General features: G+C 72.4%; 19 protein-coding genes. 9 read left to right on the top strand and 10 right to left on the bottom strand.

Annotated elements, in window-relative coordinates:
* Positions 1–152: 152 nt before the first annotated feature.
* Together O2W20_RS22290 and O2W20_RS22285 are read right to left on the bottom strand one after the other, a co-directional pair.
* Positions 153–851 carry a class I SAM-dependent methyltransferase gene (locus O2W20_RS22290; protein ID WP_269173735.1) on the bottom strand — a complete coding sequence of 233 codons (699 nt, stop codon included), beginning with the start codon at positions 849–851 and terminating at the stop codon, positions 153–155.
* A gap of 106 nt (positions 852–957) precedes the next feature.
* A complete protein-coding gene (locus O2W20_RS22285; RefSeq protein WP_269173736.1) occupies positions 958–1530 on the bottom strand; it encodes a hypothetical protein in 573 nt (190 codons plus the stop codon).
* A gap of 651 nt (positions 1531–2181) precedes the next feature.
* Between O2W20_RS22285 and O2W20_RS22280 the strand changes: the two genes are divergently transcribed.
* Both O2W20_RS22280 and msrA read left to right on the top strand, forming a co-directional pair.
* Positions 2182–2391 (top strand): hypothetical protein, encoded by a 210-nt coding sequence (locus O2W20_RS22280; RefSeq protein WP_269173737.1) that lies wholly within the window; start codon positions 2182–2184, stop codon positions 2389–2391.
* Positions 2392–2507: 116 nt separating this feature from the next.
* Complete coding sequence (gene msrA / locus O2W20_RS22275; RefSeq protein ID WP_269173738.1) at positions 2508–3023, top strand: peptide-methionine (S)-S-oxide reductase MsrA; 516 nt, start codon at positions 2508–2510, stop codon at positions 3021–3023.
* Between the two features lie 120 nt (positions 3024–3143).
* On the opposite strand, the gene O2W20_RS22270 is transcribed toward msrA, so the two are convergent.
* Positions 3144–3809, bottom strand: coding sequence for a TetR family transcriptional regulator (locus O2W20_RS22270; protein ID WP_269173739.1), 666 nt, complete (start codon positions 3807–3809; stop codon positions 3144–3146).
* Between the two features lie 104 nt (positions 3810–3913).
* On the opposite strand from O2W20_RS22270, the gene O2W20_RS22265 reads away from it, so the two are divergent.
* Both O2W20_RS22265 and O2W20_RS22260 read left to right on the top strand, forming a co-directional pair.
* A complete protein-coding gene (locus tag O2W20_RS22265) occupies positions 3914–4816 on the top strand; it encodes an SDR family NAD(P)-dependent oxidoreductase (RefSeq protein WP_269173740.1) in 903 nt (300 codons plus the stop codon).
* Between the two features lie 61 nt (positions 4817–4877).
* Positions 4878–5510 (top strand): class I SAM-dependent methyltransferase, encoded by a 633-nt coding sequence (locus tag O2W20_RS22260; RefSeq protein ID WP_269173741.1) that lies wholly within the window; start codon positions 4878–4880, stop codon positions 5508–5510.
* On the opposite strand, the gene O2W20_RS22255 is transcribed toward O2W20_RS22260, so the two are convergent.
* From O2W20_RS22255 to O2W20_RS22235, 5 genes are all read right to left on the bottom strand, one after another.
* Positions 5441–5779, bottom strand: a complete 339-nt coding sequence (locus tag O2W20_RS22255) for a hypothetical protein (protein WP_269173742.1) — start codon at positions 5777–5779, stop codon at positions 5441–5443. The genes O2W20_RS22260 and O2W20_RS22255 overlap by 70 nt on opposite strands.
* A 193-nt stretch (positions 5780–5972) precedes the next feature.
* Positions 5973–6722, bottom strand: coding sequence for an alpha/beta fold hydrolase (locus O2W20_RS22250; RefSeq protein WP_269173743.1), 750 nt, complete (start codon positions 6720–6722; stop codon positions 5973–5975).
* Between the two features lie 133 nt (positions 6723–6855).
* Positions 6856–7884 carry a helix-turn-helix transcriptional regulator gene (locus O2W20_RS22245; RefSeq protein ID WP_269173744.1) on the bottom strand — a complete coding sequence of 343 codons (1029 nt, stop codon included), beginning with the start codon at positions 7882–7884 and terminating at the stop codon, positions 6856–6858.
* Positions 7851–9554, bottom strand: coding sequence for an ATP-binding protein (locus tag O2W20_RS22240; RefSeq protein ID WP_269173745.1), 1704 nt, complete (start codon positions 9552–9554; stop codon positions 7851–7853). Before O2W20_RS22240 ends, O2W20_RS22245 begins: the two co-directional genes overlap by 34 nt.
* Before the next feature lie 201 nt (positions 9555–9755).
* The gene (locus tag O2W20_RS22235; protein WP_269173746.1) at positions 9756–10109 is read right to left on the bottom strand and encodes a nuclear transport factor 2 family protein; all 354 of its coding nucleotides are present in this window, start codon (positions 10107–10109) and stop codon (positions 9756–9758) included.
* Between the two features lie 78 nt (positions 10110–10187).
* Between O2W20_RS22235 and O2W20_RS22230 the strand changes: the two genes are divergently transcribed.
* Complete coding sequence (locus tag O2W20_RS22230; protein ID WP_269173747.1) at positions 10188–10985, top strand: MerR family transcriptional regulator; 798 nt, start codon at positions 10188–10190, stop codon at positions 10983–10985.
* Positions 10982–11143, top strand: coding sequence for an SDR family oxidoreductase (locus O2W20_RS22225; RefSeq protein ID WP_269173748.1), 162 nt, complete (start codon positions 10982–10984; stop codon positions 11141–11143). Before O2W20_RS22230 ends, O2W20_RS22225 begins: the two co-directional genes overlap by 4 nt.
* 430 nt (positions 11144–11573) lie before the next feature.
* Here the strand turns inward: O2W20_RS22225 and O2W20_RS22220 are convergent, their stop codons facing one another.
* Positions 11574–12011 (bottom strand): SRPBCC family protein, encoded by a 438-nt coding sequence (locus O2W20_RS22220; RefSeq protein ID WP_269173749.1) that lies wholly within the window; start codon positions 12009–12011, stop codon positions 11574–11576.
* A gap of 437 nt (positions 12012–12448) precedes the next feature.
* Here O2W20_RS22220 and O2W20_RS22215 point away from each other — a divergent pair, with 437 nt between their 5' ends.
* On the top strand, positions 12449–13222 hold the full coding sequence (locus tag O2W20_RS22215) for a helix-turn-helix domain-containing protein (RefSeq protein ID WP_269173750.1): 774 nt from the start codon (positions 12449–12451) through the stop codon (positions 13220–13222).
* Positions 13223–13591: 369 nt separating this feature from the next.
* The gene (locus tag O2W20_RS22210) at positions 13592–13750 is read left to right on the top strand and encodes a Zn-dependent oxidoreductase (RefSeq protein ID WP_269173751.1); all 159 of its coding nucleotides are present in this window, start codon (positions 13592–13594) and stop codon (positions 13748–13750) included.
* 63 nt (positions 13751–13813) lie between these two features.
* Here O2W20_RS22210 and O2W20_RS22205 read toward each other — a convergent pair whose 3' ends face one another.
* Positions 13814–14935 carry a DNA alkylation repair protein gene (locus O2W20_RS22205; protein ID WP_269173752.1) on the bottom strand — a complete coding sequence of 374 codons (1122 nt, stop codon included), beginning with the start codon at positions 14933–14935 and terminating at the stop codon, positions 13814–13816.
* Between the two features lie 164 nt (positions 14936–15099).
* Between O2W20_RS22205 and O2W20_RS22200 the strand changes: the two genes are divergently transcribed.
* Positions 15100–16062: an alpha/beta fold hydrolase gene (locus tag O2W20_RS22200; protein WP_269173753.1), complete on the top strand. Its 963-nt coding sequence runs from the start codon at positions 15100–15102 to the stop codon at positions 16060–16062.
* Positions 16063–16202 lie beyond the last annotated feature (140 nt).

Genomic DNA, 16202 nt, shown 5'->3' with positions numbered 1-16202 from the left:
CACTGCCATCGAGCTCCCGTCATGACGGGTCACCGTCGCAGGCGACCGCTCGGGAGCCTCTCACCGCCGACCCCCGACGGCGGGTGACGACACCCCCACCGGCTGTCGTGACAGCCATCCCGCCCTGGTCGGCGTCGGGACGGTCGGGCGGCTCAGCTCGCGACGAGCACGAAGAAGACGAAGCTCAGGAACGACGTGCGGCCGGCGAACTGGGGCGGCAGGAGCTCCGGTGGGGTGTCCGGTGACCACGGCGGTTCACTGATGCGGGCGAGCTGGAAGCCCGCGTCGGCGAAGGCGTCCGTCATGGCGTGCAGCGGCCGGTGCCAGTACGTCAGCTCAGCCTGCTGGTCCCCGAAGGTGTACTCGTCCGTCCACTGGGTGAGGGCGAAGTAGTCGGTCTCGGGGTGCAGCATCTTGTAGAGGCTCGGGTGGTTGACCGACAGCACGAGCCGTCCACCCGGCCGGAGCACGCGACGCAGCTCGGCCAGCGGTGCCGACCAGTCGCGCAGGTAGTGCAGGACGAGCGAGGCGGTCACGTCGTCGAAGCCGCCGTCGGCGAAGGGCAGCGGGGCCGACAGGTCGGCGACCTGGACGTCGGCGTCCTCGCCGAGCCGGTCCCGCGCCAGCTCGACCATGACCGCGCTCGAGTCGAAGCCCGTCACGACCGCACCCCGGGCGCGCAGCGCCGCAGCGAGCGGTCCGGAGCCGCAGCCGACGTCGAGGACGCGGCGACCGCGTACGTCACCGACGAGGTCCAGCATCGCGGGTCGCTCGTAGTGGGCGTTGATGAGGTTGACGTCGTTCTCTGCCGAGTACGCCGCGCCGAAGCTGTCGTAGTCGTTGACCTGCACGTGCGGCCTCGCCTCCGGTGACCCGTCGAACGGGAGGCCAAGGTAGCGGAGCGGGCCGGCGGGATCCCGTCCAACGCCGCTGCAGTCACGCGCGTCGACGGCGTCCTCAGTCGAGCGGTCCCTCCCGCAGGACGTCCTCAGGCGCAGCCCGGAGCTGTTCCGACGTCTCGCCTTCCCATCCCTGCACTCGTAGGTACTCCTGGTGCAGACGGCGGTAGCACGCTCCGACGGGTCCCGGGATCTCGAGGTCGTCGTCGGTCACCCAGAGGTTGTCGACCAGGAGGTGCGGGGCGCCGAAGACGACGGTTCCCGCGTCGAGGGTCTCGGAGTCGCCGTCGCGGGTCAGCGACACCCGCACCCGGTACATGTGGGTGCCCACGACGTCCTGGGGTTCGGGGACCTGCAGGGAGAACTCGAACCGATCGGCTCGAGCGGGCTCGATCTCCTGGGCGACGTCCACATCGAGGACCTGACCAGGCTCCGGATCGAGCGGCAGGGTCACGTCGTACGTCTGACTGACCATCAGTGCGCCGCCCGCCTCGCACACCTCGAAGAAGGCGTGGTCGAGGATCTCGAGCTGCGCGCCGGTCACCACAGAGACCTGATCGCCGACATTGCGCACGGCGACCTGGACCTTCGGTGACACGATCTCGAACTCACCCTCGCGCTGGCCGGTCACGACCGAGCCGTCCAGGACCGTGACGCCGACGACCTCGAGGTCAGTCCGAGGGCGGTTGACCCACGACGTGATCGCCACGCCCAACGCGGTGACGAGCACCGGGGCGACCACCCAGGCGGCGACCTTCTCCGGGGTCAGCCAGCGTGTTCTCGTCGCCGGTCCAGCAGACCGTCCCTGTCCAGTCGCCATCCGGCCCTCACCAGCGGGAGACGGGGAAGACAGCTCCCTTGCACGCGATCCCGTGGGCGGATCGCAGGCCACGTGAGGGTGACCGAACTGCCGTCACGGCCCCGTCACGCTGTCGTCACCATCGGCTGGGGCGAGCGGCCGCGGGCTCTGGCTCCGTGGTCGGCGGAGACGGCGTTGCTGACCCGGCAGGGGGCCTCCGCCCACACTCCTCGGAGAAGTCGAGCCGCACGAACGGGAGTCAGGCCCAGATCAGCGTACGGTCGGCGCAGCTACAGCACGTGGAACAGACGGCGTGTGTTCGCGGGACCTCAGCTCGGGGTTCCTGCCGCGGGGGTCACCCCGGTGTCACACCACCGGAGTTGAGACGTGCCACGAAGGTCCTTCCGCCGCAGCAGCGGGTCCGTCCATGCGATCGACCGACCCCGGGTCGCACCCACGCCCCCTGACGAACGACGTCGGCAGATGGACGCGGCCCGCGTCCGCGCCGACCTCACGACGCAAGCGCTCTGGTTCCGGTACGTGGCCCTGACGGGCACGGGCGACCTCATCGACCTCGACGGCTACCTGCAGGGACTGACGTGCCTGGAGAGCGGCCAGCAGGTCGTGCTCGCGCAGGCCCTCGACGAGGCGTTGGACGACGGACCCGGCACCCACCGCCTCCAGGCGCCCTGACTCCCTGTCGCCGTCGGGTCGGCATCGCCTCCGGCCGGCAGCCGCGGGGCCCGGCGGGAAGGACTGACACCGGTCGCGGTGTTGTCCGGCCGTACTCGACAGAGAGGCAGGCACCCATGACCACTGAGACCGCGATCCTCGCCGGCGGCTGCTTCTGGGGCGCGCAGGACCTCCTGCGCAAGCGCCCGGGGGTGCTCTCCACCCGCGTCGGCTACTCGGGAGGCGACACCCCGAACGCCACGTACCGCGACCACGGCGACCACGCCGAGGCGGTCGAGATCGTCTTCGACCCCGATGTGATCTCGTTCCGGGAGCTGCTGGAGTTCTTCTTCCAGATCCACGACCCGTCGACGAAGGACCGTCAGGGCAACGACGTCGGTCGCAGCTACCGCTCGGCGATCTTCTACACCAGTGACGAGCAGCAGCGCGTCGCGCTCGACACCATCGCCGACGTCGACGCCTCGGGCATCTGGCCCGGCGAGGTCGTCACCGAGGTCGAGGCGGCCGGCCCGTTCTGGGAGGCCGAGGACGAGCACCAGGACTACCTGCAGAAGATCCCCTTCGGGTACACGTGCCACTACGTGCGTCCCGACTGGGTGCTCCCGCGTCGCGAGGCGCAGACCACCCGATGACCTGAGGTCCCCGATCGGGCGACCAGGGGGTGGGTGGACGACGGGACGCTGGTCGACGCCCACCCCCCTGGTCGCTCGGTAGGAGCGACCAGGTCGGTCGGTGCCGTCAGAGCCGCAGCGTCAGCCGCGGGGCACGGCCCCCAACAGCATGGTCCGGATCGCCAGCTGCAGGGAGTCCTGCAGTTCCAGGTGCAGGACGGCGAGCGCCGGCTCGGCCTCGTAGGCGGCCCGCACGCCGGGCGGCGGCGAGCTGTAGGGCGCCAGGGCGCCGGCCAGCACCATCGCCTGGAAGCAGAACGTCTCGGCCGCGGCGCCGAGCTCTGGCACGTACCGGCGCAGGAGATCGGCCGCGGCAGCGAGCCGGGTCAGGGCCGTGCGCTTGTGGCGGGTGACGACCTCGACGGTGACGTTCCGCTCCAGGACGCCGCCCTGCGCCCCCACCAGGTCGCACAGCACCCTGTTCCCCGCCAGTGACCGGGCGAGCACCGCAGCCAGCTGTTCGGCCCGCGGCTCCAGCGGCAGGCCCGTGTCGATCCCGGTGGCCAGGTCGTCGGTCAGCTCGGCGAGCCAGTCCCGTAGGACGGCGTCCATCAGCTCGAGGAGCACGCCCTCGCGGGAGTCGAAGTAGCGCAGCACGTTGGACTTCGCCAGGCCCACGCGGCGGCTGAGCTCGTTGAGGCTGACGTCGGCCACCGGCATCTCGTCGAGCATCGCGGCCGCCGTGTCCAGGATCGCCCGGCGCCGGATCTCGCGCTGCTCCTCACTGCGGGCCCGATGGAAGGTCACCGCGCAACCCTAGCACCTTGCAGACCGCCGGTCTCTTGACAGCAGACCGGTGGTCTTTTAGCGTCCTCGACACAACAGACCGATGGTCTCTTCAGGAGGACGCTGTGAGCACAGACTGGACGACGCGCGACATCCCCGACCAGCAGGGCCGGGTGGCGGTCGTGACCGGCGCCAACACCGGCCTGGGCTTCGAGACCGCCAAGGCCCTCGCCGAACGGGGCGCTGCGGTGGTGCTCGCCGTGCGGGACATCGACAAGGGCCGGCAGGCAGCGGCCCGGATGGCCGGCGACGTCACCGTGCAGCGGCTCGACCTGACGTCGCTCGAATCGGTCCACGCGGCCGCGGCCGAGCTGCGCGCCGCGCGTCCGCAGATCGACCTGCTCATCAACAACGCCGGGGTGATGTACACCCCGAAGCAGACGACCCAGGACGGCTTCGAACGGCAGTTCGGCACCAACCACTTGGGTCACTTCGCCCTCACCGGGCTGCTGCTCGACCTGCTGCTGCCCGTTCCCGGTTCGCGGGTCGTGACGGTCAGCAGCGTCGGCCACCGCATCCGTGCGGCGATCCACTTCGACGACCTGCAGTGGCAACGCTCGTACTCCCGAGCGGGCGCCTACGGGCAGTCGAAGCTCGCCAACCTCATGTTCACCTACGAACTGCAGCGCCGGCTCGCGGCGCACGGCACGACCACCGTCGCTGCGGCCGCACACCCCGGGGTGTCGAACACCGAACTGGTGCGCAACTCCCCGACCGCGGTCCGGGCGCCGATGGACCGGCTGGCTCCCTTCCTCACCCAGCCGGCCGCGATGGGCGCCCTGCCGACGCTGCGGGCCGCGACCGACCCGGCCGTCCTCGGCGGGCAGTACTACGGTCCCAGCGGCCGCGGCGAGGTCCGCGGGCACCCCCGGCTCGTCACGTCCAGCCCGGAGTCCTACGACCTCGCGGTCCAGCAGCGGCTGTGGGCCGTCTCCGAGGACCTCACGGGCGTGAAGTTCGGTGTCTGAGCACCCCTCGTCGACGAGGTGCCTCGACCTCTCGATGCCGCGCGAGTTCCTCCGAGCGCCCATGACGATCGGTGCTGTCGCGGCCAGCGGGAGAGCGCTGACCCGCGCCGCCATCGCACCGGTCCCCACGGGCGCTGCTGTCGTCGTCGTCGAGCTGGGTCCTGGCACCGGGGCGATGACGACAGCCATCGAGCAGCGGCTCGCTGGGCGGGGCCGACAGCTCGCGATCGAGGTCAACGCACGGCTGGCCAGGGCCCTGTCCACCCGGCACCCAGCCGTCGCGGTGGTCCAGGCGGACGCCGCCGAGCTCGGCACGGTGCTCACCGACCGCGGCATCGCGCACGCCGACGTCGTCGTCAGCGGCCTGCCGTGGGCCGCATTCCGGCCGCAGCAGCAAGCGCAGCTGCTCGACGCGATGGTCACCGGTCTCTCGCCGGATGGCGTGTTCACCACCTTCGCGTACGTCCACAGCCGGTGGACGCCCGCCGCCCGACGGTTCCGCCGGGAACTGGAGGCCCGGTTCGAGGAGGTGCTCATCGGCCGAACCGTGTGGCGGAACCTCCCGCCCGCCCTCGTGTACTACGCGCGCCGGCCCACGACAGCCGGGCGAGGCACGGTCCGCGATCAGCTGAGGATCCGGTCGGCGCGCCGCAGGTCCTGGACCAGCTCCTCGCGGCTCTGTCCGTCGACGTGATGGCGCCACATAGGCGTTCCCGCGGCACTGCGCCATGACTCGCCGAGTGGGCTGTTGTCGACCGCGTCGAACCCGAGGTCGTCGTACAGGCGGGTGACGAGCTCGACGGCGTCCGGGGAGTCGCTCGAGACGACCAACGCCTTCCGGTCGGGTGCACCGGTCGGCCTGGCCAGCCGCAACAGGGCGGGCAGCCTGTCGCCCGGGATGCGGAGCGGGTGGCGTTCGTGGAACTGGACGCGCGAGAAGGCCCTCACGAGGGCCGGGGTCACGTGTCGCTCACGTCATCGGGGACCCTCCACGATGCTCGCGCGAGGTCCACTCGCACGTCGTCGCCACGGTGCAGCAAGGGCGTGGACTCCATGTCGTCACCGACTCCTGTCGGCTGGGTGGCGGCGCCGCCCCGACCGCCCCGCTCCGTCAGCTGGGTCCCGGAGCGCGGCGGGACGGTCGTGGTGCGGCGGCTCAGCCGGCTGTCGCCCGGGCGGCCTCGGCGATCAGGTCGGCGACCGCGCCGGGCCGGGACACGGCGACGGCGTGGGAGGCATCGACCTCGACGGCCGTGGACTGCGCGCGCTGGGCCATGAAGACCTGAGCCTCGGCCGGGACCGCGAGGTCCTGCCGCGTGACGAGCGTCCAGGACGGGATCGTCCGCCAGGCCGCCGCCGTCGCCTTCTCCTCCAGCGCCTCGCTGGTGATGGGCCTCTGAGTCGCGACCATCAGCTCGGCGACCTCCGGCGAGACGTCGGCGGCGAACACCTGCCGAAACTTGTCCGGCTGGATGTACAGGTCGGTCATCGTGCCGCCGTTCCCGTCGGGGACGGGAACCGGGTCCAGCGCAGACCCGAGTTCGTTGCCGGGGAACTTCCCGGCCAGCTCACCGGTGCTCTCCCCTTCCTCCAGCAGGAAGCTGCCCACGTAGACGAGTGCCCGGACGCCGGGGTGCCCGTCGGCCGCCACGCTCATCACCGAGCCGCCGTAGGAGTGGCCGGCCAGCACGATCGGGCCGCTCACCTGGTCCAGGACGCTGCGCAACTGCAGGGCGTCGTGGCGCAGGCTCCGGAGCGGGTTGGCCGCGGCGATGACCGGGTGGCCATCGCTCCTGAGCTGCTCGATCACCCCGTTCCAGCTCGCGGACTCGGCGAAGGCGCCGTGCACGAGCACCACGGTGGGCTTCTCCTGAGCCGTCCTGCCCGTGTTGGTGTCGATGGTCATAGCCGTTCCTCTCGATCTGCAGCGACCGGGACGACCGGATCGGTCGCGTCAGCGCTGATGGACCGACCGTAGGAAGCGGTGCCCCCGTCTCGCGTACGTCAGATGACCGTCGCGACGACGGTGGATCGGCCGGTCACGGGCCGATCGCGGCACGCAGGGCCACCCGAGAGGTGATCCCCAGCTTCGGGAAGATGCGGTGCAGGTGCGTGCCGACCGTCCGGTGCGAGAGGTACAGCCGCGCGCCGATCTCCCGGTTGGTCAGGCCGTCGGCGGCCAGCTGCGCGATCAGCAGTTCCTGCGGGCTCAGCTGCTCGCGTGCCTCCGGGGTGCGCGGCCTGCTCTGCTCCCCCGAGGCCCGCAGCTCCTGCCGCGCCCGGTCGCCCCAGGCAGCGGCTCCCAGGGCGTCGAAGGTGTCCCGCGCAGCCCGCAGCGGGGCACGGGACTCCGCCGCCCGCCGGCACCGCCGCAGCCAGGCCCCGTGGGCCAGCTGCAGGCGGGCACGGGCGAAGGGCCAGGAGCCCAGGCCGGCCGCAAGGGCGACCGCGAAGAGCTCTTCGGCCTCGTCCTCGGGAGCCAGGAGCGCTCGGCCGTACCGCAGCCCGATGTGCAGCACCGGCGACGGGGTCCGCGCCGCGATCGCCTCGAGGTCGGCCAGGATCGGCTCGACCTCGGCCCGGTGCCCGCTGTGGACGGCGGCCTCCACCAGGTCGGCGACGGCGAAGCTGCGCACCACGGGGTGGTGGGCAGGGTCGGCGGGGTCGGAGAGGCGGACGAGCTGGTCCCAGGCCGTCTCGTGCCGCCCCGAGTTGAGCGCGACCACGCCGCGAGCGAACTGCACAACCGCCAGGACGGCGTTCGAGTCCACCTGCATCCCCAGCCGGGCCGCCTCGGCGAGGCGCTCCTCCACGTCCTCGGCGCCGCGGACTGCGGAGACGACCGACTGGACCACCAGGGCGACCGCCCTCATCAGCGGCTGCGCGGAGTCGGCCGCGAGCCGGGCGGCCTCGTCGGCAGCCGTGGCGGCCAGGTCGAACCGCCCGGCATTGAGCGCGCTCCATGCTTGCACCGTCAGGCCCCGGCCCAGGAGCCCGAGCCGGCCGTCGGCCCGGAGGCCCGCCAGCGCCGACGTCAGGAACTCCACGGCCAGCGGGAAGTCACCCACGACGCTCGCCGCGAAGCCAGCGGCCTGGGCCCGCGCCGGGTCGAGCGGACCGTCGGACAGGGCGCGCAACCGCTCGAGGGGCACCGCCCCGCGGTCGAACGGCGCCACGTAGCAGAGCACCTCCACTCGAGCACGTCGTCCGGATCGAGTGCCTGCTCGACGACCTCGAGAAGGCGGGCGCGCGCCTCCGCGCCGGGGTCGGCCCACCAGCACCGCAGCGCCGCGGCCTGGAGGAACCTGAGCGCCTGGTCCGCCCGGCCGTCGGCGGCGGCCGCGGCGGCGACCTCGGTCAGCATCCGGGTGCCTGCGCGGACGTCGTGAATGCCCTCCTCGAACCCCTCCCGGATCACCGTCATGCGGGCCCGCTCCCGAGCCGGGACGTCGAGGGCCGCGGTCTCGCGCAGGAGGCGGTCGACGACGTCTGGGCGCCCCCACTCAAAGGCCAACTCGGCCGCCCGCAGGTAGCGCCGCATCCGTTCCGCCGGGTCAGCGGTCAGTCGGGCGGCGCGCTCGAGCGCCGCCTGTGCCGCTGCCACGCCACCTCGGCGCTGAGCGCGGGTCGCGGCGTCCTCCAGTTCGGCGGCGACCGCGTCGTCCGGCGCATCAGCGGCCACCGCCCGGTGCCAGATCCGCCGGTCGGTGCCACGCAGCGTCCCGGCCAGCGCGATGTGCGCGCGCTGCCGCTCGGCCAGGGTGGCCCGCTGGCGAATCGCGTGGCGGACCAGCGGATGACGGAAGGTCAACTCCCCGCCGTCGACGGCGACCAGCCCGACCTCGACGGCCGAGGTCAGCGCGTCCGCGGTGACCTCGGCGCCGCGGAGTGCGGACGCCGCGACCAAGGCCTCCCCCACGTCGCCCTCGTCCTCCAGCGCTGCGACGAGCAGCAGGTCCTGGGTCACGTCGGGCAGCCCAGGGAGCCGAGCTGCGAACGCCTGCTCCAGCCGCGCGGTCAGTGTCAGGGGTGCCCAGTCGTCCCGCGCACGCTCCAGGGGCAGCTCCACCAGCGCGAGCGGGTTCCCCGCCGCCTCGGCCAGCAGGCGCCGGCGGTCGGCCGGCTCGAGCTGCGGCGCCCGGCGCGCCAGCACGTCCTCGGCGGAGCGACGGTCCAGGCGCTCCAGGTGGTGGTCGTCCAGCGCCGGGCCGGCGAGGACAGGGGGGAAGCCGTCGCGCTGGGCCGCCACCATCACCACCGCCTCGGACTCCAGCCGCCGCGCGACGAAGCCGAGGACCTCGGCGCCGGGCCGGTCGAGCCAGTGCGCGTCGTCGATCACCAGCACGAGGGGCTGGTCCGCGGCGCTGTCGCTGATCAACGTCAGGGCCGCCAGACCGATCAGGAAGAGCTCCGGTGCAGCGTCGTCGGTCATCCCGAACGCAACCTTCAGCGCGCGCCGCTGCGGGGCGGGCAGCGCGGGGAGGCGGCCGAGCAGCGGCCGGACCAGCTGGTGGAGGCCGGCGAACGGCAGGGTCATCTCGGACTCCACGCCCGCCGTTGCCAGCACCTGCAGCCCGCGTCCGGCCGCGGCGTCGCACACGTGGTGCAACAAGGCGGACTTGCCGATCCCGGCCTCGCCGCGGACGAGGACGGCGGCGCCGCGGTGCCGCACATCGAGGAGCAGTCGATCGAGCGCGTCGATCTCCGCATCCCGGCCCACCAGGCCGTCTGTCGTCATGTTCAGGCCCATCAACGCTCACCACCGTTCGACTGCCGCGCGATCCGCGCCGCCCCGCGACGACGGCAAACTAGTGCGGCGGGGGGATCCGGCAAAAGTCCGGTGCGAGGCCTCTGGCTCGGACACGGCAGGCCGACCTCCTGTATCCGGCACTCGAGGCGGGGTCCGTCTCAGCCCACGTCGGCGATGAGTGCACGGTCGTCACGGTGCGATGACGAGCTCCGCGATGGAGTCGCCGTCCATCGCGAAGCGGTAACGCAGGTCGACGACGCCACCGGGGAAGTCGCCCTCCAGGTGCTTGGTGGCGATCCAGTGCGCGTCGTCGGAGCGCTCCGCGGCGACGAGGGTGCTGGTGTAGGTGAACTCGGCTCCGGCCTTGGCCAGGAAGCGCCGGACCTCCTCGGTCCCGCGGTAGGTGACGCCGTCGTCGACCACCACGGCGGTGGGTGTGAAGGCGTGCAGCGCGGTGTTCGCGTCGCCGGCGTCGTGCGCGGCGAGGTAGCCGCGGATCGTCGCGGGGAGCTGGTCGGGCTGGATGTCGTTCGGTGTGGTCATGACCCGACGGTGCGGGCTCCCGGACCGGGAGGGTCAAGCGCTGGACTCTCCCCCAGGGCGAGGGTGCACAGTGCAGGCATGCTGGCGATCGGCGAGTTCTCCCGGCTGACCCACCTCAGCGTGCGCACGCTGCGCCGCTACCACGACGCCGGCCTGCTCGAGCCTGCGGCAGTGGACGCCACGACCGGGTACCGCTACTACAGCGCGGATCAGATCCCGATCGCCCAGGTCATCCACCGCCTGCGGGAGCTCGACGTCCCGCTGTCCGACGTCCAGCGCATCCTGCGCTCCCCCGACCCGAGCACCCGGGCCGCCCTCGTCGCCCACCACCTGCACCGGCTCGAGTCGGAGCTGGACCGGACCCGCGCCGCGGTGGCGTCGCTGCGCCGGCTGCTCCAGCCGGAGCCGGCCCCGTTGGACGTCGAGCTCCGCGCGGTCCCGGCGACGACGGTGGCCGCAGTCGAGGACGACGTGGCGCACGAGGAGGTGCTCGGCTGGTACGCCGGCGCCATGGCCGAGCTGGACGCCGTGGTCCGCCAGCCGACCGGGGCTCCGGGCGGGCTCTACGACAACGCGCTGTTCGAGGACGGCCGCGGGCACCTCCTCGTGTACCGGCCGACGGCGGAACCGCCGCGCAGCGGCCGGGTGCACGCGGCCGCCCTGCCGGCCGTCGAGCTCGCCGTCACCACCCACGTCGGCGAGCACGATGACATCGACGTCACCTACGGCGAGCTCGGCACCTGGGTGGTGAGCAACGCGCTGGCCGTTGCCGGGCCGGTACGGGAGACGTACCTCGTCGGCCCACGAGACACCGCCGACCCGGCTGCCTGGCGCACCGAGATCGGCTGGCCCGTCTTCCGCATGACCCCCCGATGAGCGGTCAGCCCCTCCGGCCCTCGTGGCGACCAGGGCTGAGCAAGTCGGCCGCCCTGGAGTACGTCGGCGACGGGATCCGGGTCAACGTCGTGGCTCCCGGGGTCATCGAGACCCCGATGACGGACCGGGTCACCGGCGGGACGTCCGAGGGCCGCTAGCGGGTGGTCGGTCAGGGGCCGGTCGGGCGGAGGGGCCGGCCCGAGGAGATCGCGTCGGCGGTGTTGTGGCTGGCCTCGAACCAGTCCGCCTTCACGGTCGGCCACACTCGTCGTCGACGGCGGCCAGACCGTTGGCTGACCACGCCACCCGATGCACCACTCGCAGCCGCTGAGCGTGACGCTCCGGTCGGCGGTCCGCACCTCGAGGACCGCTCCCTCACCGCGCTGCCGGGGTACGGGGCAGCCTGAGGACGGCGGCATGGGAGATCGACAGCGCCATCGCGCAGCCTGAGATGGACGGCGACATCGAGAGGTGGACCAGGTTCACGGCGCTGGGGGCCGATGGGCTGGTCGTGTCGGCTCCTGGCACGCGGCCAACTGAGCGAGCGACGGAAGCATGGGCTCGACCGACCCCGGTTCCCACCGCGGTTCACGGCACCGACGCGTATGACGCCAGACCGTCCGCCATTCTCTGCATCACCCCGCGCATGACGCGACGCATGAACCACCGGGTACCCAAGCGAGCGTTGTAGCTGCCCGACCACCGGATGGCCGTTCCCCCAGAGGACGTCTCGTCCAGTTCGATCACCGCGGCGTAATCGGAGATGAGAGCACTGCGCACTCCCTCGTAGGCGAAGAGCCGGGGAGGGTCGAGAGCGGTGATGCGCTCGATCGTGACCACCTTGCCGGTGCGGAATGCTCGAGTGGCGCCGACGCCGTCACGGCCATCGGGTGCCAGCCCCTCGGACTCGTCGAGGACCAGCTCATCGACGGTCGACCATGTGGGCCAGCTGGCCGAGTCGAGCAACAGCGTCCACACATCAGGGCGCGGAGCCGCCGACACCGCTCCCGCGTCATAGGAAAGCACCAGGGCACTCCTCACAGGGGCATGAGACGGCAGCGACAGGGTCTGCCTGTCACGGACTCGACCCTCGGCCCTCCTCCGACCACGACCGTATGCCAGCAGCTCGAGTCCAGAGAAGCCCGCGCTTCTCGCTGGAGTCCGCGAACACCGAGACGGTGGCGTACCGGCAGGAGACCCACCCCTCCGCTGAGCGACAGTGCTCGACCCCCCTGAGGCGACCGACAACCCGGCCAGGTGACCGACTCCCCAGGGCGACCTGGGGTCTCGCACAAGAGTGCAGTCGGCCCCCTACCACTGCGTCGACGTCGTCACCTAGCGCGCCCTGCATGCGCGCTGTTCAGATCACCCGCTTCGCCGGCCTTGAGGTCATGGACATCGTCGACCAGGTCTCGGGACCCTGTTGCGCCGGTTCCGGGACCGCTGCACGTTCGCTCCCGACGATGCGGTCGCCGCGCGCCGCGCCCCGGGTCTCCGCCGCGAGGAACTCGGCCCTGCTCGCAGGCGTCTCCGTGGACTACGTGGTGCAGCTGGAACAGGGACGGGCGTCCCGACCGTCGGCGTCCGTGGTCGCGGCACTGTCCCGCGCGCTGCGCCTCGACGCGGAGGAGTCCGCGCTCCTGCACCGCGCCGCTGGCCTGGCCCCCGTCGTCGGGCCCGTGGTCCGAGTCGTCCCCGAAGGCGTCGAGCGCATGGTCGCTCGCCTGCAGCAGTGGCCGGTCGCCGTGTACTCGGCCGACTGGTGGCTGCTCCGGTGGAACGCCGCCTGGTCGGCGTTGCTCGGTGATCCTGCGCCCGTCGGGGCCCGTGAGCGCAACGTCGTCTGGTTCGAGATGACCCAGCCGAACCCAGGCGTGTGGATCGATCCCAGCGAGGACGAGAACTACCGCGACGCCATCGTGGGCGACCTGCGGGTGGCCCTGGTCGAGCATCCCCGGGACCCAGAGCTGGTGGACCTCGTCGCCGCTCTGCGCCAGACCAGTCCCGAGTTCGTCGAGCGCTGGGATGCCGCACGTCCCGCCCGCTTCCGGGGCATGCGCAAGCACGTGCAGCACCCCGACGTCGGACTGCTCGTCCTGGACGGCGACGTCCTCCAGGCGCCTGGCTCCGACGTGCGACTGGTGGTCTATTCACCGGCACCCGGGACGCGGGACGCGCACCGTCTCACTCAGCTCTCGATCCCCGGCACCGGTACCCCTCAACAGACTCCCCGCTGACCGTCTGCTAGCTGTAGCGACCGGTCCGGGCAGCCCCGCACCCGTCGTGGCGCGCCAGCTCAGCGACTCTCGGGTACCGCGGCCCCGGTGCTGCGACCCAGCTCCCGCGCGAGTCGATCGAGGACCTTCCTCGCGACGACCTCGTCATCCCGCCCCGCTTCGAGCGCGAATGGGCATCGACAGCCCGCAGGCATCGGTCGAGGCTGGCCACCGCCGTACGCGCAGCTCAGGTCCACCGGCAACGCCGGACACGGCGCCGAACCAGGCGCCGTGCCGGGCGTGACGCCCCAGGGCGACCTGAGCCTCTGCAGGAGAATGCGGGTCGGGCCGCGTACCGCTGCGCCGTCGCTGTCACCTAGCGTCCCCTGCATGCGTGCTGTGCAGATCACCCGCTTCGGCGGCCCCGAGGTCATGGACATCGTCGACCTGCCCGACCCGGTCCCCGGGGACGGCGAGCAGCTCTTCGACATCTCCTCCAGCTGCGGAGTCAACTTCGCCGACACCCACCAGTGGCTGTCGTCCGACTGATCTGACCGGGCCACTCCCGCTCCCGTGCCGCGAGGGCTCGTGCAGACGAGCAGGCAGGGAACGTCAGGGCGGATCCGTCGCCGTCGGCGCCAGCAGCTCGAACGGCGCCGGCCCCGCCAGGACCCCGTTCACCTGCAACGCGATCGCATGGGCGCCCGGGTGGTAGCGGCGGGTGGTGATCTGCCGGAAGGAGTGCGCCCTGTCGATCTGCAGATCCTCCCCCGCGGCCAGGGTCCGGCTGGCGAGCTTGAACGTCTTCTCGCTCGACGCACCATTTGCCTTGCGGTGGTGGACGACGTAGTCGATGGCGAGCCGGGCGCTCGCGACACCGACGTTGCGGAGCGCGGCGCGGAAACGGACGCTGCCGCCCCACGGGACCCCCTCATCGATGATGTGCGGGCCGTCGACGGCCACCGCAGCCGGCGCGAAGCCCAGGAGTCCGAGCGCCCCGGGGTGCCCGCGTTTCACGAGGGTCCGCAGGCCCCGTCGTACGAGCGCGGGCGTCGTGGGCGCCGGGGCGCCGAGCCACCGGCGTGCCGTGTCGACGACCAGCCCCGGCTCGTCGCGGCTGAGGTCGTTCAGGTGGTTGGCGACGGATCGGCGCACGTACTCGCTCCCGTCCCGGTACAACGCGTCGAGGATCGGCACGGTGACACCGGGGCGCTCGAAGAGCTGCGGGACACGCGTGGCCCAGGGCAGGTAGGGGCGGGTGCCCTCGCTGGCCAGTCGCCGCACGTGGTCGTCCGGGGAGCCCGTCCACCTCGGGACGCTCTCGAGTGCCAGGTCGAGGTCGTGGCGGAGGAGCGTGCGGACCGCGAACTCCGAGGTCAGCCGGCCCGTGAGCTCGGCGAGGAGCGCCATCGCGTCCGTGAAGTCCTCGTCACTCCCCCGTTGCACGGCGCGACTGGCGACCGCGCTCGTGACCGGCCAGATCAGCCATCCGCCGAAATCGGGAGAAGCATCCCGCGCCGCACGGATGACGTCCGCGAGGGCGCGATGGTCACCGGGGACGTCGGCGAGGAGCGCGTCGCGCAGCAGGTCGGCCCGTTCCCGCAGGGACAAGCCGTCGAGCGCGCCGGCGGCGTGCGGGAGCACGCGCAGCGATCTGCCGGGGGCCGCGGCATGGATCGAGTGGAACAGCATGGTGGCGACCTGGGGGCCGATGAGCTCCTCAGCGAAGGGCATGGCTCCATGATCAGCGCCCCGGCGGACGCGCGGCCGGGCGCGCTGCCCTAGGAGCACTGCACCCTGGGCCGGACGGGAGACAGCGCCCAGAGTCGGCCGTGCCATCCGGCACACCGAGCCTGCTGATCCGCTCCGGCGAGGCGGGCCACCACGAGGAGACCGACATGTCGGGCACCGAGCAGAGCACCGCCGTCAACGGACGGACCGCCACCACCAGCGACGCCGCCGAGCCCCCGCGGCGACGTCCCCGCCCCGATCGAGGCCACCACCGCCTGACGGTGGGAGACCTCCTGCGCACCGCCACTCGTGGCCGTCGTCGCGGGCTCACCGCAGTGGTGACGGGCGTCATCACCTCACTCCTGGCAATCCTGGGGCTCGCCGGCCCCGCCAGCGCTGGGGGCGGCCACGACAAGCCGACGGTCGTCATCGTCCATGGCGCCTGGACGGACGCGGGGTCCTTCAGCGACGTCCAGCAGCGGCTGCAGAAGCGCGGCTACACCGTCCTCGACTTCGCCAACCCGCTGCGGTCACTCAGCGGCGACAGCGCAGCGCTGGCGTCGTTCCTGCAACACCGGACGAGCGGCCCGGTGGTCCTCGTCGGCCACTCCTACGGCGGCGCAGTGATCACCGAGGCCGCGACCAGCGACCCTGACGTGCGCGCCCTCGTCTACGTCGACGCCTTCGTACCGGAGAAGGGCGAGAGCCTGCTGGCCCTGCTCTCCAGTGCGGGCCCCGTCGACCCGTCGGCCCTGTTCGACATGGTGCCCTACCCCGGAGCGCCGGAGGGCGACGTGGACCTGTACCTGAAGGAGGCCGCCTTCCACGCCACGTTCGCCAACGGGCTCCCGCGCAAGGAGCGGGCCGACCTCTACGCCCGGCAGCGACCGATCACGTTCAGTGCGGTGAACGAGGCGGCGGCCAACGAGCCCGCGTGGACGTCGCTCCCCTCGTGGTACGTCGCGGGGACCGAGGACGGCTCCATCCCGCTGGAGCTGCAGGAGCGCATGGCGACCCGCGCCGGCGCGGAGCTCACCACCGTGAAGGCCGGACACCTCGCGATGACCCGCCACCCCGCCGCGGTCGCGAAGGTGATCGAGGAGGCCGCCACCGCGACGGGCCACGCCTGAGTCGATGTCGCCGCAGGGCGAGCAGCCGGTGGTCCATCGGCCGCCCGCCCTGCGGCGGCGACTCCGTGGCCTCGCGCGTGCGCCGAGTGCCGAGCTCGGCATCGACGTCGGGCAGGCCCGCAGCGGCACCGTGTCGAGGG

The sequence above is a fragment of the Modestobacter sp. VKM Ac-2982 genome (assembly GCF_026967935.1).
Lineage (GTDB): Bacteria > Actinomycetota > Actinomycetes > Mycobacteriales > Geodermatophilaceae > Modestobacter.
This window is presented reverse-complemented; position numbering and strand designations above follow the sequence as displayed.

Excerpts from the sequence above, each read along its gene's own strand:
- O2W20_RS22250 (WP_269173743.1), bottom strand. The coding sequence starts at position 6,722 with ATGACCATCGACACCAACACGGGCAGGACGGCTCAGGAGAAGCCCACC.
- O2W20_RS22260 (WP_269173741.1), top strand. The coding sequence starts at position 4,878 with ATGACGATCGGTGCTGTCGCGGCCAGCGGGAGAGCGCTGACCCGCGCC.
- O2W20_RS22280 (WP_269173737.1), top strand. The coding sequence starts at position 2,182 with ATGGACGCGGCCCGCGTCCGCGCCGACCTCACGACGCAAGCGCTCTGG.
- O2W20_RS22215 (WP_269173750.1), top strand. The coding sequence starts at position 12,449 with ATGCGGTCGCCGCGCGCCGCGCCCCGGGTCTCCGCCGCGAGGAACTCG.
- O2W20_RS22225 (WP_269173748.1), top strand. The coding sequence starts at position 10,982 with ATGAGCGGTCAGCCCCTCCGGCCCTCGTGGCGACCAGGGCTGAGCAAG.
- O2W20_RS22230 (WP_269173747.1), top strand. The coding sequence starts at position 10,188 with ATGCTGGCGATCGGCGAGTTCTCCCGGCTGACCCACCTCAGCGTGCGC.
- O2W20_RS22200 (WP_269173753.1), top strand. The coding sequence starts at position 15,100 with ATGTCGGGCACCGAGCAGAGCACCGCCGTCAACGGACGGACCGCCACC.
- msrA (WP_269173738.1), top strand. The coding sequence starts at position 2,508 with ATGACCACTGAGACCGCGATCCTCGCCGGCGGCTGCTTCTGGGGCGCG.
- O2W20_RS22210 (WP_269173751.1), top strand. The coding sequence starts at position 13,592 with ATGCGTGCTGTGCAGATCACCCGCTTCGGCGGCCCCGAGGTCATGGAC.
- O2W20_RS22235 (WP_269173746.1), bottom strand. The coding sequence starts at position 10,109 with ATGACCACACCGAACGACATCCAGCCCGACCAGCTCCCCGCGACGATC.
- O2W20_RS22205 (WP_269173752.1), bottom strand. The coding sequence starts at position 14,935 with ATGCCCTTCGCTGAGGAGCTCATCGGCCCCCAGGTCGCCACCATGCTG.
- O2W20_RS22240 (WP_269173745.1), bottom strand. The coding sequence starts at position 9,554 with ATGACGACAGACGGCCTGGTGGGCCGGGATGCGGAGATCGACGCGCTC.